At 56.0% G+C, this 1933-nt stretch carries 2 rRNA genes (1 of these 2 cut by a window edge); both read left to right on the forward strand.

What is annotated here, in order from left to right:
- Positions 1-1322 (forward strand): 16S ribosomal RNA (locus tag ACFV4K_RS34685); the annotation flags it as partial.
- A gap of 331 nt (positions 1323-1653) precedes the next feature.
- Positions 1654-1933 (forward strand): 23S ribosomal RNA (locus ACFV4K_RS34690); it runs 2754 nt beyond the window's last position.

The raw sequence follows: 1933 nt of genomic DNA on the forward strand, positions 1-1933 counted from the left end.
GTTGGAAAGGTTTACTGGTGCGAGATGGGCCCGCGGCCTATCAGCTTGTTGGTGGGGTAACGGCCCACCAAGGCGACGACGGGTAGCCGACCTGAGAGGGTGACCGGCCACACTGGGACTGAGACACGGCCCAGACTCCTACGGGAGGCAGCAGTGGGGAATATTGCACAATGGGCGAAAGCCTGATGCAGCGACGCCGCGTGAGGGATGACGGCCTTCGGGTTGTAAACCTCTTTTGACAGGGACGAAGCGCAAGTGACGGTACCTGTAGAAGAAGCACCGGCCAACTACGTGCCAGCAGCCGCGGTAATACGTAGGGTGCGAGCGTTGTCCGGAATTACTGGGCGTAAAGAGCTTGTAGGCGGTCTGTCACGTCGATTGTGAAAACTTGCAGCTCAACTGCAAGCTTGCAGTCGATACGGGCAGACTAGAGTACTTCAGGGGAGACTGGAATTCCTGGTGTAGCGGTGAAATGCGCAGATATCAGGAGGAACACCGGTGGCGAAGGCGGGTCTCTGGGAAGTAACTGACGCTGAGAAGCGAAAGCGTGGGTAGCGAACAGGATTAGATACCCTGGTAGTCCACGCCGTAAACGGTGGGTACTAGGTGTGGGTTTCCTTCCACGGGATCCGTGCCGTAGCTAACGCATTAAGTACCCCGCCTGGGGAGTACGGCCGCAAGGCTAAAACTCAAAGGAATTGACGGGGGCCCGCACAAGCGGCGGAGCATGTGGATTAATTCGATGCAACGCGAAGAACCTTACCTGGGTTTGACATACACCGGAAAGCCATAGAGATATGGCCCCCCTTGTGGTCGGTGTACAGGTGGTGCATGGCTGTCGTCAGCTCGTGTCGTGAGATGTTGGGTTAAGTCCCGCAACGAGCGCAACCCTTATCTTATGTTGCCAGCGCGTAATGGCGGGGACTCGTGAGAGACTGCCGGGGTCAACTCGGAGGAAGGTGGGGACGACGTCAAGTCATCATGCCCCTTATGTCCAGGGCTTCACACATGCTACAATGGCCGGTACAGAGGGCTGCGATACCGTGAGGTGGAGCGAATCCCTTAAAGCCGGTCTCAGTTCGGATCGGGGTCTGCAACTCGACCCCGTGAAGTTGGAGTCGCTAGTAATCGCAGATCAGCAACGCTGCGGTGAATACGTTCCCGGGCCTTGTACACACCGCCCGTCACGTCATGAAAGTCGGTAACACCCGAAGCCAGTGGCCTAACCCTTGTGGAGGGAGCTGTCGAAGGTGGGATTGGCGATTGGGACGAAGTCGTAACAAGGTAGCCGTACCGGAAGGTGCGGCTGGATCACCTCCTTTCTAAGGAGCACTTCTCCACGACGCTTCACATAGGTGAATGTGGTTGTGGCAGAGACCGTTTGAGTCCCCAATCGTGGGACCGCGGAAGCTCATGGGTGGAACACTGACAATCTTCATCGCACCTAGGCGCCGGCCATGTCCGGAGTCGCGGTGAATATACCGACACACTATTGGGTCCTGAAAGAACACGCGAAAGCGATTCTTTCTAGGAAATCAGACGACAAGACTGAATCCTCAGTCATACCGCCGAGCTTGCTCGGGCTGGTGCTGAAACACGGATTTGGACTTGTGTGTTGTTTGAGAACTGCACAGTGGACGCGAGCATCTTTGTTAGTAAGTGTGTAAGAGCGTACGGTGGATGCCTTGGCACCAGGAGCCGATGAAGGACGTAGTAGGCTGCGATAAGCCTCGGGGAGCTGTCAAACGAGCTGAGATCCGAGGATTTCCGAATGGGGAAACCCAGCACGAGTGATGTCGTGTTACCCGCGCCTGAATATATAGGGCGTGTGGAGGGAACGTGGGGAAGTGAAACATCTCAGTACCCACAGGAAGAGAAAACAATAGTGATTCCGTGAGTAGTGGCGAGCGAAAGCGGAAGAGGCTAAACCGTA

Source organism: Nocardia sp. NPDC059764 (assembly GCF_042732555.1).
Classification (GTDB): Bacteria; Actinomycetota; Actinomycetes; order Mycobacteriales; family Mycobacteriaceae; genus Nocardia.